At 53.8% G+C, this 26,258-nt stretch carries 24 protein-coding genes and 3 tRNA genes; 8 read left to right on the top strand and 19 right to left on the bottom strand.

What is annotated here, in order from left to right; genetic code table 11:
• Positions 1-3: 3 nt before the first annotated feature.
• The 11 genes from LDN04_RS03495 to serS form a co-directional block, all read right to left on the bottom strand.
• Entirely contained in the window at positions 4-1,917 is a 1,914-nt protein-coding gene (locus LDN04_RS03495) for a DUF262 domain-containing protein (protein WP_223906361.1), read from the bottom strand.
• Positions 1,918-1,946: 29 nt separating this feature from the next.
• The gene (locus LDN04_RS03500; RefSeq protein ID WP_223906363.1) at positions 1,947-4,817 is read right to left on the bottom strand and encodes an SNF2-related protein; all 2,871 of its coding nucleotides are present in this window, start codon (positions 4,815-4,817) and stop codon (positions 1,947-1,949) included.
• Positions 4,818-5,032: 215 nt separating this feature from the next.
• Positions 5,033-5,845, bottom strand: coding sequence for a hypothetical protein (locus LDN04_RS03505; protein ID WP_223906365.1), 813 nt, complete (start codon positions 5,843-5,845; stop codon positions 5,033-5,035).
• 23 nt (positions 5,846-5,868) lie between these two features.
• Positions 5,869-6,954 (bottom strand): hypothetical protein, encoded by a 1,086-nt coding sequence (locus LDN04_RS03510; RefSeq protein ID WP_223906367.1) that lies wholly within the window; start codon positions 6,952-6,954, stop codon positions 5,869-5,871.
• Between the two features lie 52 nt (positions 6,955-7,006).
• Complete coding sequence (locus tag LDN04_RS03515; protein WP_223906369.1) at positions 7,007-8,947, bottom strand: hypothetical protein; 1,941 nt, start codon at positions 8,945-8,947, stop codon at positions 7,007-7,009.
• A gap of 261 nt (positions 8,948-9,208) precedes the next feature.
• Entirely contained in the window at positions 9,209-10,219 is a 1,011-nt protein-coding gene (locus LDN04_RS03520; RefSeq protein WP_223906371.1) for a hypothetical protein, read from the bottom strand.
• A gap of 933 nt (positions 10,220-11,152) precedes the next feature.
• Positions 11,153-11,229: transfer RNA gene (locus LDN04_RS03525), tRNA-Arg, on the bottom strand.
• Positions 11,230-11,237: 8 nt separating this feature from the next.
• Complete coding sequence (locus tag LDN04_RS03530) at positions 11,238-11,711, bottom strand: DUF2155 domain-containing protein (RefSeq protein WP_223913326.1); 474 nt, start codon at positions 11,709-11,711, stop codon at positions 11,238-11,240.
• Positions 11,712-11,763: 52 nt separating this feature from the next.
• Positions 11,764-11,856, bottom strand: a tRNA-Ser gene (locus LDN04_RS03535).
• 22 nt (positions 11,857-11,878) lie between these two features.
• Positions 11,879-11,964: transfer RNA gene (locus LDN04_RS03540), tRNA-Ser, on the bottom strand.
• 6 nt (positions 11,965-11,970) lie between these two features.
• Positions 11,971-13,239, bottom strand: coding sequence for a serine--tRNA ligase (gene serS / locus LDN04_RS03545; RefSeq protein ID WP_223906373.1), 1,269 nt, complete (start codon positions 13,237-13,239; stop codon positions 11,971-11,973).
• Positions 13,240-13,340: 101 nt separating this feature from the next.
• Between serS and LDN04_RS03550 the strand changes: the two genes are divergently transcribed.
• Entirely contained in the window at positions 13,341-14,390 is a 1,050-nt protein-coding gene (locus tag LDN04_RS03550; RefSeq protein ID WP_223906375.1) for a CapA family protein, read from the top strand.
• Between the two features lie 188 nt (positions 14,391-14,578).
• Positions 14,579-15,115: an RNA 2',3'-cyclic phosphodiesterase gene (thpR, locus tag LDN04_RS03555; RefSeq protein WP_223906376.1), complete on the top strand. Its 537-nt coding sequence runs from the start codon at positions 14,579-14,581 to the stop codon at positions 15,113-15,115.
• Here the strand turns inward: thpR and LDN04_RS03560 are convergent.
• From LDN04_RS03560 to LDN04_RS03575, 4 genes are all read right to left on the bottom strand, one after another.
• The gene (locus tag LDN04_RS03560) at positions 15,097-15,390 is read right to left on the bottom strand and encodes a DUF2288 family protein (RefSeq protein WP_223906378.1); all 294 of its coding nucleotides are present in this window, start codon (positions 15,388-15,390) and stop codon (positions 15,097-15,099) included. The genes thpR and LDN04_RS03560 overlap by 19 nt on opposite strands.
• A gap of 2 nt (positions 15,391-15,392) precedes the next feature.
• Positions 15,393-16,121 (bottom strand): DUF1847 domain-containing protein, encoded by a 729-nt coding sequence (locus LDN04_RS03565; RefSeq protein WP_223906381.1) that lies wholly within the window; start codon positions 16,119-16,121, stop codon positions 15,393-15,395.
• Positions 16,122-16,211: 90 nt separating this feature from the next.
• Positions 16,212-16,811 (bottom strand): CoA pyrophosphatase, encoded by a 600-nt coding sequence (locus LDN04_RS03570; RefSeq protein WP_223906383.1) that lies wholly within the window; start codon positions 16,809-16,811, stop codon positions 16,212-16,214.
• 77 nt (positions 16,812-16,888) lie between these two features.
• Positions 16,889-17,548 (bottom strand): YceH family protein, encoded by a 660-nt coding sequence (locus LDN04_RS03575; protein WP_223906385.1) that lies wholly within the window; start codon positions 17,546-17,548, stop codon positions 16,889-16,891.
• A 384-nt stretch (positions 17,549-17,932) separates the two neighbouring features.
• Between LDN04_RS03575 and LDN04_RS03580 the strand changes: the two genes are divergently transcribed.
• Both LDN04_RS03580 and LDN04_RS03585 read left to right on the top strand, forming a co-directional pair.
• Complete coding sequence (locus LDN04_RS03580; protein ID WP_223906387.1) at positions 17,933-19,702, top strand: DUF4388 domain-containing protein; 1,770 nt, start codon at positions 17,933-17,935, stop codon at positions 19,700-19,702.
• A 45-nt stretch (positions 19,703-19,747) separates the two neighbouring features.
• Positions 19,748-20,821, top strand: coding sequence for a type IV pilus twitching motility protein PilT (locus LDN04_RS03585; protein ID WP_223906388.1), 1,074 nt, complete (start codon positions 19,748-19,750; stop codon positions 20,819-20,821).
• Positions 20,822-20,907: 86 nt separating this feature from the next.
• On the opposite strand, the gene LDN04_RS03590 is transcribed toward LDN04_RS03585, so the two are convergent.
• Together LDN04_RS03590 and LDN04_RS03595 are read right to left on the bottom strand one after the other, a co-directional pair.
• Positions 20,908-22,392 carry a DUF3443 family protein gene (locus tag LDN04_RS03590; RefSeq protein WP_223906390.1) on the bottom strand — a complete coding sequence of 495 codons (1,485 nt, stop codon included), beginning with the start codon at positions 22,390-22,392 and terminating at the stop codon, positions 20,908-20,910.
• A complete protein-coding gene (locus LDN04_RS03595) occupies positions 22,379-22,849 on the bottom strand; it encodes a DUF2844 domain-containing protein (RefSeq protein ID WP_223906392.1) in 471 nt (156 codons plus the stop codon). Before LDN04_RS03595 ends, LDN04_RS03590 begins: the two co-directional genes overlap by 14 nt.
• 220 nt (positions 22,850-23,069) lie before the next feature.
• Between LDN04_RS03595 and LDN04_RS03600 the strand changes: the two genes are divergently transcribed.
• The 4 genes from LDN04_RS03600 (at position 23,070) to LDN04_RS03615 (ending at position 25,199) form a co-directional block, all read left to right on the top strand.
• A complete protein-coding gene (locus LDN04_RS03600; protein WP_223906393.1) occupies positions 23,070-23,570 on the top strand; it encodes a peptidylprolyl isomerase in 501 nt (166 codons plus the stop codon).
• A gap of 4 nt (positions 23,571-23,574) precedes the next feature.
• Complete coding sequence (locus tag LDN04_RS03605) at positions 23,575-24,579, top strand: tRNA-dihydrouridine synthase (RefSeq protein WP_223906395.1); 1,005 nt, start codon at positions 23,575-23,577, stop codon at positions 24,577-24,579.
• Between the two features lie 4 nt (positions 24,580-24,583).
• Complete coding sequence (locus tag LDN04_RS03610) at positions 24,584-24,817, top strand: DUF3820 family protein (protein ID WP_223906399.1); 234 nt, start codon at positions 24,584-24,586, stop codon at positions 24,815-24,817.
• Positions 24,818-24,908: 91 nt separating this feature from the next.
• Entirely contained in the window at positions 24,909-25,199 is a 291-nt protein-coding gene (locus LDN04_RS03615) for a hypothetical protein (RefSeq protein WP_223906402.1), read from the top strand.
• An 80-nt stretch (positions 25,200-25,279) separates the two neighbouring features.
• On the opposite strand, the gene LDN04_RS03620 is transcribed toward LDN04_RS03615, so the two are convergent.
• On the bottom strand, positions 25,280-25,654 hold the full coding sequence (locus tag LDN04_RS03620) for a cupin domain-containing protein (RefSeq protein WP_223906405.1): 375 nt from the start codon (positions 25,652-25,654) through the stop codon (positions 25,280-25,282).
• Between the two features lie 198 nt (positions 25,655-25,852).
• The gene (locus LDN04_RS03625) at positions 25,853-26,224 is read right to left on the bottom strand and encodes a DUF2784 domain-containing protein (RefSeq protein ID WP_223906408.1); all 372 of its coding nucleotides are present in this window, start codon (positions 26,222-26,224) and stop codon (positions 25,853-25,855) included.
• Between the last annotated feature and the right edge of the window lie 34 nt (positions 26,225-26,258).

A 26,258-nucleotide genomic window follows, 5' to 3' on the forward strand; every position in this document is an offset into this window, starting at 1 on the left:
GATCTACTCGTCTGAAAATCTATAGATTTTGATCAGCATATCAACCATTACTTTGGTCCTAGCTCGGATCATTTCAGGCTTCCATGCCTTCGCGTTGGCAAGAGTCATCTTCTGGTTCTTAACCTTGAACTCAATATTGTTAAGTGCTAAGCCGTTCCTATATCCAATGTTGATCTTATGTCCAAGGGATAAATGGCCTTTGACAAGGGCCTGTTTGTTGGCAAAGGGGGAGGCGGCCAGCTTGGAGTTGAAACCACTCAATGTTAAATTTCCTAAGCAATGAGCCATTTCCTCAAGGATCTCTTCTGCTTTACTTATGTTGCCATTTGCAATCATATCAACCCATGCTTTGGGGATGTTTTCCCCCTTGGGGAAAACATGCTCAACCGTCCAAATGAACCTGTCCTTGTCATCGCGTAACCAAAGGTCAGGTCTATATTCGCGTGTATGGTATATGGAATCAAGTTTGATAAGAAGGTACCGGCACATTCCTGAGTTTGTTGAATAAAGATTCCCTTCCAATTCTTCACGAAATGTCTCCAAAGAGGCTCTTTGATCTCCGCCTTTCCGTCCAAGTAACCACCGTTCGAGGAAGGTAATTGAAAGCTTCTCTCCTGATGTAATTTTTGCATGACATTTTTCTATAAGGATAATATGGGCCTGGTCTAGATCACGAGTGCTCGGGATATCGGTAATGTTTCTACGGACGTAATACTTACTAAAAAGCTCCACTGACTTTTCCAGAAAATCGGCTTCGCTAAAAGATTTTTTGGGAAGTGAAAACAGATACAACAACACTTGGTATGCTGGAGCTGCCCCAATGTAAAGTAGGTCAGCAAGGGCGTTGTCAACAGCTCCGTTGTCAAACTCAGGCTCTAGTAACCGGCCATAAATCAAGGCCTTATCGCACAGTTGCTTGAAGATTGCCTTAGCATCTTTTTTGATGAGAGTTTCATAGATTTGTATGCTCTTCGATTTTACTGCTCTGTTAATTCCGTCAATGCGAATGTCCTTATTAACTTTGAAAGCGTTATAAAATTGGCGGAGAAAACGTTCCTGATCTCCGGCATCGGGGATTGCGTTAATGATTTCTTGCCATTGTTCAAAAGATTCATCAATGTCAACTTTGTGCTTCCGTTCCATTTCTGAAAGCATCTTATTCTTAATGATATCGATTGCTGATAATGGAACTCCACGGTTGTTCAGTGTTTCAAAGAGAGTGAAGGCGTCTGCCTGGCTACCAACACTAATGTGAACAAAGGTAAGCTGGTTAATTTTAGTCGTCAATGCAAGTAATTTATCTGCTTCATCAGGGGTATTATCCTGAAAATACCGGAATGCCTTATACATCGATCTCACACCAAGATAAGATGGTCTTGGGCGCGTTTTTATGAGCCCCAACTCACTGAGGATATAAAGATAGTCATCATAATTATGGTTCTGAAAACTTGGCTGAACGCGAATAAAGCACATTTTTGACTGCTCAATAAATCCGCCATACTCTCCTTCCCGATATTCGCCTTTTTTCTTCTTTTTCAGTAGTTTGTTGCGTAGTCCAGAAAGGGAATTTTCAAAATCTTGCCGTTCCTCTTCGTCCTCAAATTCAACATCATCCTTCAAGCCAGTTAGTTTCTGTAGAATTGCCATAATCAGCAAAGCCAAGGTAGTCAGGCGTTGCTGACCATCCACAACTTGGTAAATCAACTCATCGCCTGGAGATGCAGGTTCCCCATCATTCACGCATATTATTGACCCCATGAAATAGCCTTGATCGTTCTCGTCAACGTCCTGAAGAAGCTTGTCCCATTGGTTGACACCCCATGTATATTCACGTTGATACTTGGGTATGTGGTAATGTTCGCGCGCCCCCTGGTCACTGCTGATTATTTTGGAAAATGGCATACTATGAGCATTCATACAATATGGCTCCTTGTATTCAATCAATTCTATTGCAGGTTCCACCGAATCGAAAACAGCTCCTTTTCAGTAATCTGCTGACGAAGCCTTGCTTCAACATCTTCAATCAGCCCTTCTTTCCGGCTATCAATTTCATCCTGGGCCTCGAACAGTGTACGGCGTTTGGTATTACGCTTTTTCTCCAGCTCCTTAATCTCCTTCTGTGCCTTTAACTTCTCGTCCAACTTGAGAATCTTCTTTGATTCGGTCTTCTGGAACTTGATTTCCCTGTCCAGCTCTTTCAACTCGTATTCCAGACCACTTTTCAGATCATCAGCCCATTTCTCCAACTTCTCCATTTCGTCATCGAAAAACACCGAGTTTCTGGTACTGATTGCCTCAATGATCCGGGATTTACCTGACTCAAACATCTCTTGGAGCTGGCTACTGCAATTAATTGCAGATGTCAGTTCGCTGCTTTCCCCTGGCAGTGAAAAGAGCCTCTGCGCCTGCTCATCATCCAGTATGGTTCCATCATCAGCGACAGCAGAGAATATAAGGTGATCCTCTTCCTCGAAGGACTCCACGGATAATCGCACAAGCGACAAATAACCTGATTTACCAATCAACGGTTCAAGAATGGAAATCTTCAACGGATGCCCGGAATAGTTGAAGACTATTTCTGCTTTTGGCAATGCTTTATGAGCCGCATCATCGAGAATGTGCTGAGCCAGGGGATGACCGATCCTGAATACATGACCATCTTCCACATGCCGCCCCATGCGATAAAGGCCGAGCGGAATCTCTTTATTTGAACAGGGGGTGCTCTTCAGGTTGAAAGCAGACTCTTCCGAACCAAAATCAGCATGGCGGTGAAGGGCATACTTGGCCAGTTCCCAAAGCCAGTTTTCGTACTTGTTCAGGTACTCGGTGCTTTCCTTCAGGTTGACCCTTAGCTTCTCGTGAACCTCTTCATCGAAGTTCTCCAGCAGCTTCTTGCGGGTCAGCTTCATGTTCTCGTCAATCTCGGTTTCAAGCTCCCGTTGCAACTCATCGAATGATGCCTGAATCTCTTCCGGTGAACGGCACTCCTGGTAAATCTTGACAATCCGCTTCTCAAAATCTACACCGGACTCGATGCTTCCCAAAACTTCATCACTGGCACCGAAAACCCCGCTGAAAAGGGCAAACTTTTCTGCCAACAGCTCATAGACTCGTTGATCGGCAGCATTGTTGCGATTGAGGAAGTTGACTACCACCACATCATGCTTTTGACCGTAGCGGTGACAGCGACCAATGCGCTGTTCAATCCGTTGCGGATTCCAGGGGAGATCATAATTGACCACCAGTGAGCAGAATTGCAGGTTGATCCCCTCTGCAGCTGCCTCGGTAGCAATCATGATCTGGGCTTCTTCTTTGAAGTAGTCCACCAATGCGGAACGCATGTCGGCAGTACGTGAACCGGTAATTCGATCACTCCCTTTATGCCGTTCATGCCATTGCTGGTATATCTGTTTGGATTGATCGTCCGTATTGGAACCGTTGAACAGGACAATCTTTCCCTGATGCTCGGTTTCTGAAAGTACCCTGACCAGATAATTTTGCGTCCTGCGGGACTCGGTAAAGATGATGGCTTTTTTGCTCGCACCTAACGCTTCGGCCTTGGTGAATCCGGCTTTGAGCGCCTGGATCAATGACGTACCTTTGGCGTTCTCCGATATGGATACTGCAAGGTCTCTGAACGCTTCCAGGTCTGTAATTTCCTGCTGAATGGTCTCAATATCTTCTTTGGTCAGACGTTCTTCAAGCTCGTCCTCTTCCCATTCATCCTTTATCTCGTCCAGAATCTCGAAATCATCAGCTAGTTCATCCTCAACCGGCACCTTGATTTCGGTATTCTTCAACTTTGCTTTCAGGCGCGTCACGATAGAATCCAATGCACCGGCAATGGCAAACGTGGACGATGCTAACAGCTTCCGCAATACAAGCGTCATCAATGAACGCTGGCTGGCTGGTAACGCCTGAATGTTCTCCCGCCGCAGATACTCGGAAACCATATCATAAAGAACCGTTTCGTCTTGGGTCGGAACGAACTCCTGGGTGATCGGTATCCGGTTGGTGTATTTGATATACTCCAGCACCTGTCGCCGTAACGTTCTTTTGCAGATGGGCGCAATACGGGTTTTCAGATCGTCAAAGTTTATCTCGTTCGAGAGACGGGCAAACTGGTTCTTGTAACTCTTGATGTCACCAAAGACGTATTCATCAACAAAACTGACCAACCCGTACAGCTCCATCAATGAATTTTGCAAAGGAGTGGCGGTGAGTAGTAGCTTGGGCGCGTGCGTGAGAATATCTTTGATCGTTCGGGCAATCTTGTTGGATGTCTTGTAGACGTTCCGGAGTCGGTGCGCCTCGTCAATAACGACAAGATCCCACTTTATATTTTTGACCTGCTCGGCCTTGTTCCGGGCGAACTGGTATGAGGTAATGACAATCTCGGTTTGCTCGAAAGGATTGCGCTTACCCAGCTTGACTTCCTGATTGAATGATTTGGATTCGAGGATGGTTGAAGGGAGAAAAAACTTTTCCAGTAGCTCCTGGTTCCATTGCTTGCGTAGGCTGGAGGGAACGATAATGAGGATCTTCCGCTTACGCTCGGCCCAAATCTGGGAAAGAACAATGCCTGCCTCAATGGTTTTCCCCAGACCGACTTCATCAGCAAGGATTGCACCACGGGAGAGGGGGGACCGGAACGCAAACAGGGCAGCATCTACCTGATGAGGATTCAGGTCAACCTGGGCATCCGCCAGTGATGCGGCCAGCTTCTCCAGGCTGTCGGAAGAGCAGCGTTTAGTCAGCTCGTGCGCGTAATATTTTGCATGATAAGCAGTTAAATCCATCGCATTGTCAATATCCATCTACATTCACTGTAGTCATTACACTGAAACAACATATCAATAGCAGAGACGGGTGGGTTTTTCTATTAAAATATTCTCCGAATGCTGTTTGAAATGCCTTGAAATAAGGATTTTAGACATGCGGTAGCAAAAGCATATCGAGGTTGAATAAAGCAAAAGGGCCACCGGTCATTTCCCAGTGGCCCTATTTTCTGTTGTATTTTGAATCTATGTTGTTAAGCCAACCTCAAGGTAAAGTGTGCAGGGTCTACAATCTCCACATATTTTTTCCCACTTGCTGACAACTTCAGAACTCCCATTACGAGTAGGTACGCTCCGGCAATCTCCTCCTCGTGATCAATATGAAAACGCCGGTAAACTGCTCCGATATGGTTACGATCCAACAAAACGCTTATGTCCTCTCTTCCTCCAGAGTTAAACCATAGGGTACCGTTGTGGTCTAATTGGGTATCAGGGATCATCCCCCAATAACCGCGAAAACAGTTGATATGGTTTCCCGTCACTTCGGAAAAATTCACAAAAAAATCTCCGACGGTGAATTCTCCCTCCCCTGCTATCTCGATTATCTGGGTTGATCTCCTGAATTCTGCCGTTTCAATAAGAGAACGCAATAATGAACTCATACGCCGGGTCATATTCTGGCGAATAGCAACCGCCTGCCCATAACCTACTCCTATATTACAAGCGTTAGCCTGTCCTCCTACTGGCTGAGTAGCTTCAACGGTTTCCAGTGCGCCATAGTTGAAGTCCACCACTATTCTTTGCCCTGTGGTAAAGATCTCATCTCCTTCATCACCATGCCCAGCTGGAGGGCCATCATGCTCCAATGTTGCCAAGGCACATCCCTCTGCATGCGGTCTAGCACCGAAACATGCCTCTCTCCCGTTACGGGTAGGCCCTCTGAAAAATGCGGGGCCGTTACATTCTGTACAAACCAGATTTTTTCTCTTATCTTCGAAGCCATCCACCTGGTTAAAATTTGTTGCTGTATATGTTATGTTATCCAAAGTGCAAAGTGCGCTTTCCATTTTTTCCTCCCTGTATTGTTATCTTATTTTTCAGTTCCTGAGCTCTGAGCTGCTTTCTCGATTATTTCTTTCACCGAATCTTTCCATTGAACCTTCGACAATCCGTCAAGTTTCTCAACCAATTCCATGATCTCTTCGTCGGTCTGAAGGTTGTAAAGTTCTGTCGCATATCGTACGATTTCGGGGTCTTGGTTTTTCCTGAGCCCTCCAACCATGTTCATTTTTCCAAACCAAAGATCTTCAGTGGCATATGGTTCCAGCATGTAATACAACTTCTCCGCCTCTTCGCTACCACCAAGCATGGGTTCCGCACTCACACTTGTCCTGTAACCTGCTTCAAATGCGTGCTTCAGACAATCCAGACGTTCAGCCAATGCTGGTGCTCCTGGCTCCCAATGTCTCATGGCTGTAGTGTCAATCCCCCCGATTGTAAAGCGGAAGGTCAAAACATCCCGGAACGAGGAAAACTCGGCACAAATAGCTTCTATTGATTCCCGATGTGGTTTGCTGACGAGTACTACCCTGTTCCCGGAACTAAGGATATTATAGAGATGACACTGGTAAGCATCCAGGTAATTTGGGGTAATATCGTGGCTCGTAGGAAACATGATGGCTGAGTCGTATTTTTTGCATCCCTCAGTCGAAAGATCTTGAAGGACTTCCTCTCTCCACTCTTCTGCACCATCAACGCGCTTGAACCGTGTTGCCATCTTCTCTGCATAACAGTACAGGCATCCATGGGAACATCCATGTCCTATATTGCAGCGATAACCCGCCCACTCGCCTACTCCTGTTTCAGCATCTACCTTTGTTATCGGGTTCTTTCCTGTTGCATTCCGATTAAACTCTTCAACCTTAGCAAGAAATTCAGCTCCTGGAGACCGTGTGCTTTTCATTGACTCATGGCGCTTCAGGCATGAATTCACCAGTTGAACGGCTTCAGTCTGGGCTCCTCCTTGTGAATATCCCAGTTTCTCCATGAGCACCTTGGCTCTTGTCTCATATTTGTCCAAGAGGTCGAGGCCAATATGTGCATCTACGATTAAACCTCTTGAGATTAGCGAAGCTGCTTTGGAGCAGGAGAGGCATAAAGCCTCTCCTTTTTTCATTGTCCGATCTCCCGTCGGTGACTTGGCCGTAAATGCCGATCTGACGATATATTTATGCACTGATCGCCTCCGGCATTTCGTCGAACTGTATTTCCGGAAGCTCACCAGCAGCTTCACCAGGTTCACCAGCTTCATCCTCAATGGCCAAAACCGAACCAGTGGAGGATTCCGCAGGGGGAGGTGTATCTGATGAATCTACTTTGGTGAAAAGTATTCTTACCCCACTGCTGCCACGCTCCATAAATTGGTAGGATACCCCGTGTTCCAAGAGTGACGCCCGCAACCTATCCAAAGACGGTCTTAGATGATGCGGAAGTTTTGGAAATGTCTCGTCCTTGGCATCCCGCTTGGCGATGCTCTTCAAGGTTTCGTGTGCATCACTCACCTTCGCCAGGTAGGGCTTCCCTTCCGCCATCAAAGTTAGGACCGTCTGACAAAGAACATTTTTTTCGACCACACTCTCGTTCTGATGTTTCACGTTTTGGCTGAAGTCGTTGAGAAACTGGTCTCCGCTTTTTCCCAAAGCCTCAGCAATGGCATATCCCCACTTCGCAAAGTCAGCCAAGCGGGGCAGATGCTCCACTTCGACTTCTGGATAAATCGCCATAGCCTTTGCCACCGTATCGAATATCCCGCCGAGGATACTGGCTCTGGACGCCTCGAAAGCCTCCCACAATTCATGTTCCGGTTTCCGGTCCAGCGGGTCGATCCGGCGCAGCTTCAGAATTATGGACCGATCCATTAAATCAGCGTTGATGATTGCCAGGTTGATACTGTTGAGGATTACAACATGTCGGAACTGGGCAATGTTCTCGCCTTCGTCGGTGTAAAGCTGTCGATAGCTCACGCTCCCGCCGGTGCAAACCTGGCAGAATATGTCTGACACGCGGTTGTCGATTTTTGACAGGTTGTCGAGAACCGTCACATATTTTTGTCTGAGTGTCTGAACAAGGTCGCGCTCATTCTTCGGTTGGATTACCCGTTCGGTAAGAGTTGGATCTACGAGCCGATTTATGACTGTGCAAAAGAAGGATTTCGAGGAACCTTGATCGCCACAGACCGCGAAAACTGGATGGGCGATTTTGGGAACGAAAAGGCTGATGATGTAGACCATTACCAACAGCTGGCTTTCTTCGGGAACCGTGAGGAATTTGAAAACGGCCCATGGATCACCACCAGAAATGGGCTCTTTCTGTGGTTGCAGATGCTGATAGCGGCGAAATAGCGGGAAGGACGGGACAATCTCCCATCCATCAGAAGTGACCTTCACGTATCGCTTATCTCGGAGATCGTAAAAAATCCCGGCATCGCTGCTTGCTACTCTGTTCATTAAACTAATTCTAGGCCCATCGAACCTGGCCCTAGATTCCAAGATGTTCAGAACAGCATTCAGATCCTTCTTGGGAGGGAGGTCCTCCATCTCGATCAAAAAGTGATGGGTGAGGCGATTTTTAACATGCACACTTGGGGCGCTGAATGCTTCTCCCTCGTAAAAGAAGTACGGCTTGCTCTGGTCATCATTGAACAGAATCATGTCCTCGGCAAGTTTAAAAAGTAGGTCCCTGGGCGTCAGAGGTGGCACTTCACCGACGGGTTTTTCCGTGAGCTCTTCGACAATGGCTACAATATCTTCTGTAGTGAGTGCATCGCCATTGGCTCGGTTCCAGTCAAGTGCTTTGGAAAGAACCGCTGCTTTGTCATTTCCTTCAGCTACCCAGATTTGAAGCTCTTTCTGCAAGGCGGAGATTGGGTCGTCGCCTGTATTCTCATGTTCTGAAAATTCATGCGCCTGCAATTGTTTGGAAACAGTTGCAAACTCATCGATCTCTGAGAATGATTGAGCTTGATCGCTCTTGTTTGTCAGTTCCCCAACTCTCTGATGTTCATCACCATTGGTTGGGGTTTCTTGGTTGACTCTTTCTGCCGTGGCCGAGTTGACCTTTTCCTCGGGAGGCCGATCCTCGATGTGGAATGGGGATACTACTGTGTTCATTCGATTCTCCTCGTACTGCTAAAAATACCTGGATAACGCCAGGTCGCGAGGAGAGTTATTGCAGAAAACATGCGTGCCAACTTCGCATAAGGGGGGTTATGCGAAGAGGTAAGGATGGGTGTGCGTAATATTAAGGGGGGGGTATGCGAGAGAAATTGAACTGTTCAGCATAGAACTGAACTATGCATAAAGGTTCTCATCGAATTTACAAGAAGAGTTCTTTACGGGGTTTTAGCGATATGCCGATTGTGTGTGGTGATTTCACATGATTCGATGTTTTTCGCACTTTTTCAATGCAATTGTTTTACTATACACTCTACTTGGGTCAACTTTCTCCATTGCTTCCTTGGCACATTTCCGAAGGATGTTTTCTGATATTTTTTCCATTACCCCATTATAGTCTGTATATGTAATTGAAGGGATTCCCGCCTTATTCTGATTCTTCAAAATATACCTTGCAATTTGATTATGGTAACAAGTACATGGTGAGGGTACTTCATTTATAATAAATTCTATTATGTTCTCCTTGGCTGTTGTTAATGGTCGATGTTTGATATTTGCAAGCCTGGCCATCTTTTCCGATTTCTTCTTATCGTAGAACAACCTGCGCAATCCGGTGTCTGCAATCAACTTGTTATTGAGACAACCATTTGACGTTTCTGCCCCTTCCTCCCATACGGATGTAGTTTCACCATAAGAATATCCATGCCAGCTCTTGTTAATCTCGTAATTATACTTTTCATCTAGAAAATCAATTACCGAATCAGTGAAGTAAACTGCGGAAGCATATTTTCTATTTTTTGCTTCTGCTACTTGATATTTAATCATTCCGATAGGTGTGTCACTTTTTGCTTTTAATGCCAATATATTGATGAATGTAAATAGTGAATGCAATAATGGTACTGCAACACTACATGCAATTATCAGCATGAGTCTCGTAATTATTTCCCATATATCAGCATCAGGATTATCACGCAAAATAGCATTTCTGATAGAAGTATCGTTCCACAGCCATTTTAACATTGCAGCACAGATTAGTAGGCCAGCAATAGCACCATAAATTTTTATTGGCTCGATATAGTGCTTGCTATCACTAATTTTACTTTCTGGTTTGTCTACATTTATCGGATATATAATCCTATCTTCTATTGCGTCATTAATATCAATAACCAATTGTTCCACATAATTTAATTGTTCATTTGTACTATTATATTTATCATTACCAGAAAACTCATATCTGATAGCCAATTTAATTATATCGGCATATGTCATGTACAATTGTCTACTATTGGTATTAATATTAGATAAGTCCATTTGGTCTCCAAATTTGGGACAAGAGATTAGCTATCCGTTGCTCGTATTATATTATGCTGTAGTATCGACTAGTTACAGCACCATACCAGAAATTGACGCAAATATAGACGCAAATCTGACGCAATATGAAGGATACTTACCACATAATAGAGACTGATACAACAAGGGTTTGAAGGTTTTCGTGGACTCGGTTTTTTATGTGCGGATCGCTTTTCATCTGCACATAAAAAAGCGAAACAATTCATGTTGAAATAATCAGGTAGGGTAACTACGAGGACGGGTAGGGGATCATGATCATGCTTGGAAAAAAGTGACCTAGGGGTTACCGATCTTTTCATTTACGATATGAATATTCAATACTCTACCTGGGCCTAACTTATAAAAATGAAATCGTCACAGGAATCATACTTTCACATCTTCTGCTTATCTGCACATCTCGGCAACACCCACCATCTTACCACCACCATCCAAGAATAAGATTAAAGCATGCGAGACTTGGCGGACGTGCTGCCCACGAATAGGTGTATTGGTACAACTACATATAGTGCATATTGTCAGCTAAACCCACATGATATAGAAAAGCGATAATTTAATCAGTATTACCAACTACTTGTACTGGAGACCATAGACATCTATCTAATAGAGGCCATATAGTCGCCTGTACTACTTGAAGGAAGAGTGATTGCTGCCTTGTTAGGGACAGTACGCGCTTGTAGATCACTCTGATGAGCTTACACATGGTACATGATAAGCGAAGAAGCGTCTGGTGGTTTACGAGAGTATTGAGTACAACTACCAGTGCTGAGATCGAGCAACACTATCGCGCCTGCGTCAGATCTGCGTCAGAAAATAAAAAAAAGGCTTAGACGATTTGTCTAAGCCCTTGAAAAATGGCGCGCTTGGAGAGATTCGAACTCCCGACCTACGGATTCGTAGTCCGTTGCTCTATCCAGCTGAGCTACAAGCGCGTACTGTCCTAACTGGCCGGTACGAAATCGACCAGGGTAAAACCATACTTGGGGTGCTGAAACGCATGGGTTGTCGGATAAAGGGAAAACAGCCATCCCTTGAAAAGCTCTTTCCCACCTTCCGTGATCCGCACCTGTGCCGCGGGGTTTTTGGGCTCGTTAGACTGGGACGTAAGGGTCGTCCCCTCCATGCTGAACTGGGGGAGGAAGTTCTCCACCCTGACAACGATGTCGCTGCCGGGGAGGGGAAAGTCGGCGCCGATCGGCATGGTATAGACCATCTCTTTGTTGGCAGTCTTGTCGGTTACTGCTATTTTGACCGCCTTCCATTTCCCTTTCACGTTGTCGGGTACAACGACCACCGACTCTTTGCGCGGGGTCTGGCCGTGGGGTGCAGCCATATCGCCCGCTTTCTTCTCTTCCTTTTTGCTGCAACCTGCTGCCGCCAGAACAAGCAGGGCAAACAGCGTGAATCTCAGCATGTACTTCACCAGATCCTCCTTGGCAAGCGGCAAGCCGCGATGCCTTAATTTATGGCGGAGAGAGAGGGATTCGAACCCTCGATACCGGTTTCCCAGTATACTCGCTTAGCAGGCGAGCGCCTTCGACCTACTCGGCCATCTCTCCAGGAATCTGTCTCGTCATTAAATGGCGGAGGGAGTAGGATTCGAACCCACGGAACTTTCGTTCAACGGTTTTCAAGACCGCCGCCTTAAACCACTCGGCCATCCCTCCGGAAGCCTAGTCGATTCTTTCCACCCCGCCCATGTAGGGGCGTAGCACCTCAGGGATGACGACTGAGCCATCCTCCTGCTGGTAGTTTTCCAAAATGGCCACAAGCGTCCGGCCTACGGCCAGACCGGAACCATTCAGGGTGTGGACGAACTCCGGTTTTGCCTTATCGTCCTCGCGGTATTTGATACCTGCCCGCCGTGCCTGGAAATCACCGAAATTGCTGCAGGAAGATATCTCCCGGTAGGTGTCCTGACCCGGCAGCCAGACCTCGATATCGTAGGTCCTCGCAGCAGAAAAGCCGAGATCGGCCGTACAGAGCGCCATCACCCGGTAGGGGAGGTCCAGAACCTGCAGGACCGTTTCTGCATCCGTTAACAGCTTTTCCAGTTCGCCATCGGAGGTATCCGGCTTGACAAATTTGACCAGTTCAACCTTGTTGAACTGATGCTGGCGGATAAGGCCACGGGTATCTTTTCCGTAGGAACCGGCCTCTTTCCTGAAACAGGGGGTGTAGGCCGTGTAGCTCACGGGAAGATCGGTTCCCCGGAGGATTTCCCCCCGATGGATATTGGTCACCGGTACTTCAGCCGTCGGGATCAGGAAATAATCCGGGCCATCCAGGTGGAACAGGTCATCCTCAAACTTCGGCAACTGGCCGGTGGCGGTCATGCTCTCCCTGTTTACCATAAAGGGAGGAAGCATTTCAACATAATTGTGCCTCTCCGTGTGGAGATCGAGCATGAAATTAATGAGAGCCCGTTCCAGCCGGGCACCTGCTCCCCGTGAGAGGGTGAAGCGAGCGCCAGTGATCTTGGCCCCCCGTTCGAAATCGAGGATTCCCAGCGACTCCCCCAGCTCCCAGTGGGGTTTGGGGGTGAATGTGAGCTGGGGCGGGACCCCCCATTTCCGTACCTCAACGTTGTCCGCTTCGGAAGCACCGCGGGGAACGTCCGGATGGGGAATATTGGGGACGGTCAGCAGAATCTGCTGTAATTCCTCCTCCACCCCGCGCAACTGGTCGTCCAGCACCTTCACCTGCTGGGAGACTTCCCTCATTTCAGCAATCCGGCCCTGGGCCTGGCTCTTGTCCTTTATCCGGCTTATCTCTTCGGACACCTTGTTGCGTAACGCCTTAAGGGTCTCGCTCTGCAGCAGCAGTTCGCGGCGCCGTTCGTCCAGCTGCCGGAAGCCGGCAAGTGAAACACCGCCGCCTCGGGTCGCCAGTCGCGCCTCTACCAGCTCCAAATTGTCCCGGATGTATTTCACGTCCAGCATGGTGAAAGGCCTTTACTTTCTGATAAATAAAGCTATATTTTGTAGCATTTGCACGGCGACCCGTCAACAATTATTATCCGGCCGCCCGATCGGAATCGCCCATGCTGCGACAACTCGCGCTGCTGACCTGCCTTTGCCTCTGCGCCCTTTCCCTCCCCGCCAGGGGAGATGAGATTGTGCTGAATGCCGTCGGTGACATCATGCTGGCAGGGAGCGGCACCCCAACCTATGCCCGACTCGGGTACGATTACCCCTTTGCTGCTACCCGCCGCCACCTGCAAAATGGGGACCTGGCCATCGGTAACCTGGAAACACCCCTCACCAGCCGCGGCGATGAATTCCGTGACAAGCAGTTCCGCTTCCGGGCCGACCCTGCGGCGGCAATCGCCCTCCGTCAGGCAGGATTCACCGTACTGACCCTGGCCAACAACCACATGCTCGATTACGGTCCCGCAGGTCTTCAGGACACCACTGACCTCCTGGATCGGCACGGCATCCTCCATGCCGGCGCCGGCGAGACGCTTGAAGCGGCCCGTCGAGCAGTCACCATCACCGTCAAGGGGAAACGGCTCGCCTTTCTCGCCTATTCCCTCACCTTCCCCGAAGAGTTCTACGCCACGACAAGTCGCGCCGGTACGGCGCCTGGGTATACTCCCTTCTTCGCAGACGACATTGCCAAAGCACGGCAGATGGCGGATTACGTCATTGTCTCCTTCCACTGGGGTACGGAGCGGGCGGAGCGTCCCCACTCCCGACAGATTGCTGCCGCCCACCAGGCGATCGACGCCGGCGCCGACGTGGTGCTCGGCCACCACCCCCACGTCCTCCAGGGAATCGAGCGCTACAAGGGCAGTGTAATCCTGTACAGCCTGGGAAACTACGCTTTCGGCAGCCTGAGCCCGTCGTCGCGGCAGAGCGTCATCGCCCGGATCACACTTGGAGAGGGGGTACGAGAAGTGGAATTCATCCCCCTCAACGTCCTGAACAGCACGGTCCGATTCCAGCCTCGAATAATGGAAGCAGGACGGGGAGACGCGGTGATCGCCAACCTCAACCGCATTTCCGCACATTTGGGAACGACCATCGTCACCAGCGACGGGCGCCACCTGCTCGACATGGGAGGGGACAACCAACGGGTTGCCACACGGTAAACGTAAATCTTCCCGTGAGGGATCAGTGTCCTATGAAGCGAATGTCCCCGAGGACCTGCCGGTTTAGGCGAAATTGAGCTGAGCCGGCAGGCAGGCCGGCGCGAAGTAAGCCGTAAAGCGGCGGTGCGAGGGGGCTCTGAGCAGAACAGGTCACTGACCCCTCACGCATTCAGAAGAGGGGAATGGCCATGCCACGACTTTTTGTCGCCATTGATCTGCCGGGAAACGTCAGGGAGGAACTGGCAAGCCTTCGGGAGGAACTGCCGGGAGGACGGTGGGTGGCAGGGAACCAGCTGCACCTCACCATCAGGTTCATCGGGGAGGTCGAGGCACAGCAGCAAGGGGACATCGATGCGGCACTACGGCACGTCCATGAAGATCCCTTCAGCCTGACTCTCCGTCAGGTGGGCCATTTCGGCAGGCCGGGACGGGTTCTCTGGGTCGGCATGGATCGCCCCTCCGGCCTCCTGGCTCTGCAACAGGAAATAGAAGCAGCTCTCGTCCGGGCGGGAATCCCGCCGGAGGAACGCCCCTTCTCCCCCCACATCACCCTTGCCCGCCTGAAGGGGACGCCGTCACTCCTGCTTGCCGCCTACGAAGGGGAGCACCGCGCGTTCGCCACCTCGACCTTTCCTGTCACGGAGTTTCACCTCTACTCCAGCACCCTCACCCCCACCGGGGCTCTGCACCGGCGCGAAGGGAGCTATCAGTTGACCAGCTCCTGAACAAGCACGTAAGGGCTCACCACCAACGTCCGGAACCGCCGGTCGGGGGCCGCATCCCACGCCTCCCGCTGCGCGGCCGTCGGTTTCCCCAGATCTCCGGTAGCGATCCAGGATTCAATGGCGGCCACGTCGTCCGCAGCCACCCGTGCCCCCACCTCGGCCAGATCCAGCAGGGCCGATACCACGATAAGGCCACCCCGCTCGCCATGGGGGCGCAACCATCCCCACTCCGCCACGTCCACCTGCAAGGCCAGTTCCTCCCGGGTCGCTCCCATCCCTACTCCTTCCCGGTCAGCACCGGCTGTTTCTGCAGCCGCTTGTAGTAAAAATTCTGGCCATAGAGCACCGCCACCGGGTTATGTCCCGTCACCCGGTCCTTGCAGACGAGGGTCGTTACCGGCGCCTTGGAATACTTGGCAAACAACATGTCGTGGCCGACGCAGAGGCCGACGATGATGTTCATCTCCGTCCCGTGCCTGTTGCAGAGCTCGGCCTGGGCGATGGGATTGCAGGCGGGCTCGAAGGTGCCGGGACGGACCTTGTCAGCCTCCGCCAGCCCCAGTTCCAGCTTGTCGATGCTCCCCGCCTTACAGCAGACTGACAGGGGCTCAAGCCCCTGGGCACTGAGAATGGCAGTGAGCTTCTCCGTTTCGTACAGAAGCCCGATGCAGGTGGCAATACCGATCCTCTTCCACCCCATGAGCTTTGCCAGGGCAATGGTATCCTCCACTCTCGTCCAACGGGCATTGACCGCATCGCTTCCCGGAACCGGCTGATAGCAGAGCCCCTCAACCTTTGCCGCCACGAACGCGAGACGGGCATCCTCGCTGTCGTCGATGTAGCGGGCAAAGGACTCCCTGACAAGATCTTCGCCGGTGCTCGACGGACAGTTTGCCGGCCGGGGGGGCGCCGTCGACGGATCGCCGCTCCAGCAGTTCGTGGTGCCGTTTTTTTGCCAGACCGCGCTGCATGCGGCACAGCCGGGTAACTTCTTTTCGTCGCTCACAATGACCTCCCTGGGGAGCCCGGAAAAAAGCCCCCCGTTTTTTCAAGTATCAAACCGTTATGGCGGTCAACCCGTGTTCCCGGGAAACCATCACGAGACCGGCGGGGGAGGGAAGTGACTCCCCACGATTTCCAGGAACTGCATGACGAGCCGGTAGGTGATCCCCCAGAGCACCGGCTTGCCTGCCGCCGGCAGACGGATAGAGGGGCGCTCGAAGGTGTCCGCGCCGAAGCGGACCGGAGCAATGATGTGGCGCGTCGGGGCCACAAGTTCGGCAAGCGGCACCCAGAACGCATCCCGTACCTCATCGCTGAAACTGAACGGGCCGATCGGGCCGGCCCCGTAGACGAAGCAGGAGACCCTTACCGGCAGATGGGCGCCGACGATGTCGGTGAGGCGGCCGATATAGCGGGCCTGGCCGAGGTCGAGGTCTAGCTCTTCGCGGGCTTCCCGCTCCGCGGCCTCCCGTGGGCCGTCGTCCCCGGCCTCCACCTTGCCGCCGGGAAACCCGAGGTCCCCCGACCAGGGGTCTCCGGGCCGGGAGGCCCGTTCGATGAAAAGGACCTCCGGACCGTCGGTGCCTTCACGGATAACGAGGGCGACAGCCGCATGGTTCAGCCCCGGCGTGGCAGGGTGTTCAGGCATGTGTCCCGCCAGGTCGCGCTCGATGTCGGCAAGGGTCACCTGCACCGGGGACGGGTGAAGCGATGGGCAAGATTCATGATCGGATTCGGCTCGACAATCGGGGTTCGGCATGGACGTCCTTACTATTCGAACTGGGACTGAAACTCCCTGACCATCCGGCGCAATTCGGCAACTTCCAGGCGGAGTTCGGCAACTTCCTCTTCCACTTTGGCAACCCGGTCGTCCTCGGCCATCACCCGGAGCCGGGCAGGTTCAGGAGGTGGAGAAAGCTCCTCCACTGTCAGTTCCGGCTCGCCGGAGAACAGGTGTGCGTACCGCGACTCCTTCAGCCCCGGCTGGCGGGGGAGCTTGGTCACGAGGGGGGGCGTGCGCGCCAGCAGTTCTTCCAGAACCCCCTCCACAGCGGACAGGTTGAGAAAGGCGTGCATCCTCTCCGCCCGGGTGCGCAACTCCCCTACCGTCTGGGGACCGCGCAGCAGAAGTTCGGCCAGAATCGCCAACTCAGCGGGGGAAAAGCGCAGTTTCTCCACCAGGGCATGGCGATACTTCGGTACCCTCCCCCCCTCGGCCGACTGCAGCGCCAGCTGCTTGAAGCGGAGGGAATCGAGGGCGCGCACCACATCGGCCTCCTCCAGGGTGAGTACCGGATCCCGGTTGGATTTCTGGTTACAGGCATTAGTAAGGGCATTAAGAGAGAGGGGATAGTATTCCGGTGTGGTCAGTTCCTTTTCCACAAGGGAACCGAGCACCCGTACCTCCACGTCGTTGAGCATTGTTTCCATGCGACACTCCTTTTCGAGGCTGAGTGATACCAGAAGGGGACCAGTATACCAATTTTTGTCCGGCGATGCATGGCTTTAATACAATGGATGACAACGGAAATCCCCGAAAAAATGGCAACCATTTTGCTTACTCAACAACACTCTACCATGACAGAAAAAAACAGTCCGATGCAATGCCGCCCGATGTCTGCCGGGAGACCATGACCGACCGTGCCGGAAGAATGCAGTCTGCCGCTTGCAAGTTTCGTCATTTTGCGGTTTAATGGTGCGGCTCGGCGCAGAACGCACCGACCGGAAACCGTGGTTCGTGTTCCGTTTTTCTTCCGGGTCGATCCGGCCCGGGGATATTTTTTCTTGCCGTATCAGCCGAGAGAGGAGCCACCGATGTCTTTCACCGGAGACCTGGAACACCTGCCGATAGTCGACGTGATACAACTGCTCCACGCGACGAGGAAATCCGGCGTGCTGAACGTCCAAAGCCGCAAGGGTGAGAGTCAGCTAGTCTTCAAGGACGGCTACATCGTCAGCGCCAATCATCTCAACAACAGCATCCGCCTCGGCGAAATTCTCATCAGCCTCAACGTCATCACCCCCGAAATCCTCGACCAGACACTTCAACAGCAACAGCAGGCCGGCGACGACCGCAAACCCCTGATTGTCATGCTGCTGGAAATGGGGCTCGTGAGGGAGGAGGACGCCTACAAAGGGCTGGAACTCCTCATCGAACTGACCATCGTCGAGATGCTGACCTGGAAGCGCGGCTCCTTCAGCCTGGATGTGATGAATCAGACAACCCCCGACGACTACCGGTACTACCCGGGGAAAATGGGGATGGAAGTCAACGTCGACACCCAGAGCATCCTGATGGACGCCCTTCGCATCTATGACGAGAAGATGCGCGACGGCGAACTGGAAGACGAGTCTCCTGAGGACGAGCTCCCTGCAGCACGGGATCTGCCGGGGGGCGCCCCGTCTGCCCTCCTTTCCGCCGACGACCTGGGACTGGGCGACCTGGACAAGCTGGAACGAAAGATCCCCGCGGTCTTCACGAGCCTGGACGACCGGACCTCGGAAAGCGGTGGAACAGAGGATATGACGGCCGAAACCGCCTCGGGCCTTGCCCAGCACGAAGGAGAGGAGCTCCTGGCGTTTCTCGAAAAGCCGGTTCGTTTCTGGGTTGAGTCGGCTCCCACGGGGGGCCCGGTACCATCCGTCATTCTCTTCACCGCCGACGAGATCCTTTCCTACTGCATAACGACAGTCTGCAAACAGGAAGGGATTCATGTCTTCGCCAGCAACGATGAACAGGACCTGGAGCACATCATCGACCAGTTCCTGTCGAAACGGAGAACTCCGCTCCTCGTGCTCGACCGACCGGGAAAACCGGACGGCCTGTCCGAGGAAAAGGTCCTCCCCCTTCGGCAGCAGCTTCGGAAGCAATTCCCCGGCGTCGCCATCATCCAGCTCACCTCTCCCCTCGACTACCCCCTTTCGATGCAGGCATACAAGGATGGTGTCAGGGCCGTTATTCCCGCCCCTTCCCTGAAGGAGCGGAGAAATTCCTTTGTTCCGGATATGAAGAGTTTCCTGGAAGCCTTGCTGGAGTTCCTGTGCGGATATGTCCCCTCGCCGGCGGACCACCTCGTCGGCCGGCTCCGGACAAGCGTGTCGGCTCTGCGGGGGATGAAGGAGGCGCCGGATATCGCCTTCGCCCTTCTGCAATTCATCGCCGACTCCTTTGAGCGGTCCCTCACCCTGATCGTCAGGGAGAAGGAACTGATCGCCGAAAAATCCTTCGGAATCAAGGGGGGAAAAGAGCACGGAGCGGCGTCACCCCTCGGTTTCCGGATACCCCTTGACTCCCCTTCGCTACTTCGGACCGTCGTCGAAGAGGGTTCCGTCTATTACGGGGATACCACCGATGCGGTGGTCAGGGAATTGCTATTCCCGGTAATCGGGGCTCCGGCACGTTCGACCATACTCCTGCTCCCCCTGAGAAGCTTCGGCAAGACCATCGCCGTCGTCTACGGAGACTTCGGGCGAAACGAGGTCCCGGACGTGCCCGTCGACATGCTGGAAGTCCTGGCAAACTACGCGGGGCGGGCTCTGGAATACGCCGTATACCGGAAAAAACGGGAAACCGCCGGACAGTAGACGGTGCAGAATGCCATTACGACATATCAATAACGAGGAAATGCCATGGATCTGAAAACATTGCAGCAGATACTGGAAATCGCCTTTGACAAGAGGGTGTCCGACGTGCACTTCGAAGTCGACAATCCCCCCTTTTTCCGTGCCCGCGGTCAGCTGGTCCGCTCCAAGCTCCCCAACCTGACATCCCAGGACACCGTTTTCATAGCCCAGACCATCATCGAGCACAACAACCGCAAGGTGCCGGGCGACATCAAGGAACTCGATTCTTCCTACTCCCTTCCCAACGGGGGGAGGTTCCGGGTCAGCATCTTTCGCCAGCGGGGGAATGTGGGAATCGTCATGCGGGTCATCCCCCCCCGCGTGAGCACCTTCCAGGAACTGAACCTTCCGCCGGTGCTATCGGAAATCGTCAAGGCTCCCAACGGACTCATCCTCGTCACCGGCCCGACCGGCAACGGCAAGTCCACCACCCTTGCCGCCATGCTCCGCTACCTGAACGAGAATTTCAGCTTCAACATCATCACCATCGAAGACCCCATCGAGTTTCTCTTCACGTCGGACAAGAGCTGCATCATCCAGCGGGAGGTGGGGATCGACACCGAAAATTTCTCCGCCGCCCTGCGGGCCGCCCTCCGCATGGACCCGGACGTTATCATGGTGGGGGAGATGCGGGACCTGGAGACCATCGACTCCTGCATCAAGGCGGCGGAGACCGGCCACTTGGTCTTCTCCACCCTCCATACCCAGAGCGCCGGCTCCACCATCAACCGGCTCCTCGGCAACTTCCCCCCCGACGCCCAGGAAGTCATCCGCCAGCGACTGGCGGACATCCTGGTCGCCACCGTCTCCCTCCGTCTCATAAAAGACAAGACGGGGGAGAGGATCGTCCCGGTGGTAGAAGTGATGCGCTCCACGACCACCATCCAGGCGTGCATCCGGGAGGGGCGGCTCGACGAGCTGGACCGGCACATCGAAAACGGCCGGTCCCAGTACCAGATGCAGTCACTGGACCAGCACCTGGTCCAGCTCTGCCAGCAGGACATCATAACCTTCGAGCAGGCGAAGCGGATCACCCGGTCCATGGACCTGGAGCGAAAGCTCACCTTCGAGAACGAGTAATCACAACCTCGGTTGTTGAAGCTGTAAACGAAAAAAGGACGGGGCCGATAAGCGCCCCGTCCTTTTTTCTTTGTTACGACCCGGGATTAATAAGCCCAGTAAGGGCCACTCCCCAAGGAGGATGTCTTTCCTTCAATCCCCGTGAACACACTCCGTCCGTAGAAAAATGGCAGTCCCCAATCGAACTCGCTCGGGGCGGGTCCGCCTAGTTCGGCAAATGCATTGTTGCCCGACGAGAGGATGTTGCTCGACGAGAAGAGTGTAGTGGAATTACCTATCTGGAAGGAAACCGGACCGCTGGGAGAACCCAAATAGCCACTGTTGGTGGCGGTAAACGAGACGGTAGAAGGTGGGCAGAACCAGCTCGTATTGGGAGAGGCACAGACCGGCAGCTGGCCGGCAAGTGCTGCGGGAACGCTGAAAAACAGGCCATTGGAGCCGCTGTCGATGAAACTGGTGAAGGTGGTACCACCGAACACTGTGGCAAAATCGCCGGTCAGAGGGTTTACAGGGTAGGCCGTCACGCCGGAAGGGGTATTGTTTGCCTGGGTGCCGATTCCGAGGACAAGCGAGCCGGCGACCGACGGGGCGCCCCCCGCGGGAATTCCCGGGAGCTGCACGAGAACGCCGTTGTTATCCTGGGGAAGAAGCGCCACCGGATTCTGGACCTGGCTGGTAAGGGGAGCCGTCGTGCCGGTGCAGTTCGTCCCGCTGCAGGAGTAATATATCCCGTTGAGAGGACTGGTTACACACCCCGATCCACAATCCTGGGTAAAGAGCCCTACCCCCAGGATCCCGTTATAGCCGGCGGCGGCAGGACTCGCCTCCGGAATTCCGCATGAAGGAGGGACGGCACCGAACGCGGCGTTGAAAACATGGACGGGAACCCTGACGGCAGGCTCCCCTCCCAGAATGACATCTGCCAACTGCACCGGCCCCCAATCCGCCGTGCCGTCAACAAACTGGACGCACTCGGCAAGCGCGCCGGCTCCGACGGTCACCTGTGTCAGGGGAACGGTCAGGATCTGACTGAAAATCCGCAACCCGTAACTCCCCGTATCCAGCAGGATGTCATTGATCGTCTGGCAGGTAGAGGTGCCGGGGGTGCAGATGGTTACGCTGACGGTCGGCTTGTTGGGGTAGAGAAAAGTTGACGAGGGTGAGTCCTTGACGGAGATGGCAAGCACGTTGTTCGCACTGCTGCCAGGCGAAACCGTGAGGGTCGTTGTCCCCGATATGCCCCCCAGAGCAGCCGTTATCGTGGTGGATCCTATGGCAACGGACGTGGCGAGGCCGGTGGTACCGACAATCGTCGCCACACTGGTGTTTGAGGATGACCAGGTAACCGAGGCAGTCAGATCCTGCTTGGTGTTATCGGAATAGGCCCCGGTCGCCGTGAACTGCTGGGTGGTTGCAACCGCAATGGAAGGGTTGGAAGGCGTTATGGCGATTGAAACAAGAGATTTCGTCCCGCCACCGCCGCCAACGATGCCGCCACCACTGCCACCACCGCCGCAGCCGGCCACCAGAACAATCCAGAGAGCGAGAAACAGAACGTTACTTGATCTCATCGACACTTACTCCTGTTGGAATGAGAGCCGGCACGTAGGCACGGCCCTGAAGATTGCGCATGTGTCCCCATTTCTCCACGACTACCCTGTTCGCTTTCACCTGAAGGTATCTGCGGCCCGGCTTGCGGGGAGTCTGCTTCAGGGCTTGCCGGTATTCATCGGCATAGGAACCGAGGAGCGGAGTGAGGTCGGGATGGGACAGCCCGTTCCAGGCTACGGCAAAGATGGTGCCGTCAGGGGAAACGTACTCCCGCACCGTGTTCGCGTCGGACACGATCACGTGAACGGTAAAGCCATTGCGGGCCGTGGTAGTCCGGCGAACGGCCGAAAGGGCCTTGCTGTCCGACGCCACCGAAGCGGCCGATTTACCGAGTGCCGCCTGGGCGTCATGCGTGGCTGCAACAATGATGGTTGGAAGGGAGAGTGCAAACAGTAGGGCGATGTGTCGTCGATTCATGGTCGTGAATTCCCTTTACGCAATTGGCATCATGAGACTCAATGAATTTACAGTATACCAGTCTTGCCCTGAGATGCATCCGGTTTAGTGTGAACATTGCCCGCTAAAAACCGGCCTGAGCCCCCTGAATAAATTTTACTGGACTGCCGGCAGCATTTCCCCGTACTCTGGGTAAGATAGGAATTCCAATTATTCGAGCATATCAGAGAAAGGTATCACCATGGCACAGGCACAGAAGGGCGATAAAGTAAAAATCGACTACACCGGCACACTGGAAGACGGCACCGTCTTCGATTCCACCCTTGAAGGCGACGAATGCGAGCACGACGCATGCGACACCGACGAATGCGACGATGGCGACTGCGGCTGTGGTTGCGAAAGCGGGCCGATGGAGCTGACCATAGGCAGCGGGGAGTTTTTTCCCCAGATCGAGGATGCACTGGTGGGAATGGCCCCCGGCGAGAAGAAATCGGTGACTATCGTCGCCGAAGACGCCTTCGGCGACTACGACGAAACGAAGGTATTCACGGTTCCGCGGAGCGATGTCCCTGCGGACCTCAACCCGGAAATCGGCGACCAGCTCGTACTTGCCAACGAGGAAGACGAAGAGATCGGCGTGACCGTGACCGGTGTCAGTGATGACAGCATTACCTTCGACGCCAACCACCCCCTGGCAGGGGAAGACCTCACCTTCCAGTTGGAACTGGTGGAGATTCTCTAGCCCCATGGAGAATGAAGCACCGCAGCAACCTGACCCGGCCGCCACGGAACCAATACACCTCCCCTGGCGACCGGGTCAGGTCCCCCTCATGCTTGCCCCGATGCAGGGTCTCACCAATCGGGCCATGCGTGCCCTTTTCATTGACTGGGTGCGTCCCGACACGGTTTTTACCGAATTCATGCGGGTCAATCCCGTGGCGGCCAGAAAGCGCCTCTCCGCGGGGGACCTGCTGGAAATCGTCCCGGACGAAGAGGGAGTCCCCCTGGTCGTCCAGCTGATCGGTCACGGCAAGGAGGCCCTGGTGTCCGCCGCCCGGGCTGCCGAGACAGCCGGTGCGGTGCACCTGAACCTCAATCTGGGATGCCCCTACGGAAGGATGACCAGCGGCCTCACCGGGGGTGGAATGCTCCGCCGCCCGGAGGACCTGGAAGAGATTATCCCCGCACTGCGCGATGCCGTTTCCGGCACCTTCTCCATCAAGCTCCGTGCCGGTTACGACGATCACCGCCAGGTCTTTTCCCTCCTCCCCCTCTTCGAAGCGGCCGGGGTCGATTTTCTCGTCCTCCACCCCCGGACGGTAATCCAGGAATACACGGGGTGGGCGGACCATGCCGTGACCGCCGACGTGGTACGCCATACCCGGCTGCCGGTCATCGCCAACGGCGACATCCGGAGCGCCGCCGACGGCATGCGCGTGCTGCGGGAGACGGGCGCCGCCGGTCTGATGCTCGGCCGGGGCGCCATCGCCGATCCTTTGCTGTTCCAAAGGCTGCGGGGGCTGGCAGCCGCGGAGCCGGACCGGCAGGAACGGGCAATGGCACTGCAACGCTACCTGAGAGATGTTCTCGCCCGTTACCGGGTAATGTTCTGCGGCGAGGTCCAGGTCCTGAACAAGGTCAAGGGGGTCTTCGCCACCATGGACGATCCCGCCTTCGCGCGGGAGGTCAAACAACTCAGGAAGGCCCGCACCATCCGGGTCTTTACGGCCATCCTCGATGGTTTGGGATAAACCGATGGACAGCGTGCCACAACCGGATCATCGGGCACTCCTCGAACTGGCCCGCCAGCGGATGCCCTTCGGCAAATACGAAGGTCGGCTCCTGATCGACCTCCCCGAGCCCTATGTCGTCTGGTTCTCCCGGCAGGGGTTTCCCGACGGAAAGCTCGGAGACATGCTCCGAGCGGTCTACGAAATCAAGGTCAACGGGCTTGAATTCCTGTTCGATCCTTTGCGTCACCAGCCCTGACAGTTGTTCCCGCATCTTTTTCGGGGTATGATTTAGCACGGCAGCCGGCGGGGGAATGGAATCCGGCGGCACAAAAGAGGGAGGAACTTTTATGCAGGAATTTCTAAAATACCTGGCGTTGCTGATAGCGCTGGTGGTCTGTTACCAGCTCTACGCATATTCCGTTTCCCACACCGGCAAGGAAAAGCAGGCGCGGTGCCAGTCGTTGGGAATCGTGTTCATGTCGATCGGAATCGTCAGCCTCATTTTCCGCACCGGCCCGACAGTCATCGGCGGGCTGGTCCTCATCATGCTCGGATTCCGTCTGATCGCCCAGGGGCTCGACCGGCTGAACAAGAAGACATTCATCGACCGGTACGAGGAAGACCAGGAAGTGGAGTAGCCACCCGGACACCCCTTCCCGACAAAAAAGGGGAGCGCTCTCCGTCCCCTTTCTTCCACCGTTCCATGGACGCCAAGCCGCTACCGACCTGACCTGGCGTAATCTACCATCCCCTGGAAGTCCACCACGACGGCCGGCTCATCGCCCACAACCCAGGCGTCATGCCCCGTCGGCAGAAGCGACACGTCACCCGGCCCGCAGTCGAACTCGCTCCCGTCATCCATGACCACATGCAGCCTACCCGCCACGTGGTACTGGAAATGGGGCGCCTCGCAACTTTTCGTGTTGACCAGCGGCTGCACCGAGGTCGACCAGCGCCACCCCGGCTCGAAGATCGCCCGACCAACCATCGCCCCGCCTATCGTCACCAGTTCCACTCTCCCCTTCGGGAAGGTCCTGACTTCATCCGGCATGGTGAAACTCTTGACGTCCGCATTTTCCCCTATGGTTTTCATGGTTCGCTCCTTTCCCTGCACCCATCCGGAACAGTTCCCTCTTCTTCTGGTTTCATTTTCCTCCTCCGTTCCAGAAACTTCAAGCCAAGACGCCCGCGTCGTTACGGCCGGGTCCTCCCGCTGTTTCCCGTCTATTCCCCCCCTAATCAGGGGCAATGCGGTGGAAGACGACGGCAAAGGTCCGGCAGGGGGAAATTGTCACGTACGGTTGTGGGGGGAGCGCCGCCAAAGACTGGCGTATATGGCAAGATTGACGAGGATGGCCACCAGGCCGAACACGATCTGTAAATTACGAGTGAGGCCGAGGGGATAGAGGAGCGGCTCCAGGTAGCGCTCGATGAAGGTACCACCGTACCCCGCTTCTCCCCCCAGCCGCCGAAACCGGTTTTCCACGAAGGTGAGGGGGCAGACCCATCCTCCCATCTCAATCGCCACACCCCAGATGGCGGCAGGCAGGTGCAACCATGCCAGGCACCGCCAGCGCAGCACCGCAACTCCTCCCAACAGCACGAAGAGGACGAAAAAGGCATGGACGAGCACGATCAAATCTGCCAGAACAAGATAGGGCATGGATATCTCCGTAGTTACACGGAAAAGGCGGCCA

Origin of the sequence: Geobacter sp. AOG1, assembly GCF_019972315.1 — a bacterium.
In the GTDB taxonomy this organism is placed as follows: domain Bacteria; phylum Desulfobacterota; class Desulfuromonadia; order Geobacterales; family Geobacteraceae; genus Geomobilimonas.